Source organism: Chryseobacterium sp. SIMBA_029, assembly GCF_046535275.1.
Classification (GTDB): domain Bacteria; phylum Bacteroidota; class Bacteroidia; order Flavobacteriales; family Weeksellaceae; genus Chryseobacterium.
On the sequence record NZ_JAWRXA010000338.1, the window covers coordinates 1 to 270 of the forward strand.

General features: G+C 51.1%; 1 protein-coding gene. It reads left to right on the forward strand.

All coding sequences use genetic code 11. The annotated features are described in order from the left end of the window. Positions 1-65 precede the first annotated feature (65 nt). Positions 66-270, forward strand: a 205-nt coding sequence (locus tag SB679_RS24375; RefSeq protein ID WP_410704839.1) for a hypothetical protein, incomplete at its 3' end; no start/stop codon positions are given.

The following is a 270-nucleotide window of genomic DNA, read 5'->3' on the forward strand; positions in this document are numbered from 1 at the left end:
CCCCTATTTAAAGGAATCAGTGTTCTTCAATCGAAAGGGAAGAGGTGTTAATAAGAGGAGGGATTATGATGAAATTTTCATTTATGTCAGCCGCGGTGGCAGCAAGCGTTATATGGGGCGCGTCTGCCGGGCCGCTGTCTGAAACCCATGGTTATTCAGCCGTGACCGCGCCGGTTTTTGATGCTGATGAGGCATTGGACACTATGCATGATCTGAGCGAAACCATCGGGCCGCGGGAAACCGGAACTGCGAAAGAAAAGGAAGCGGCTG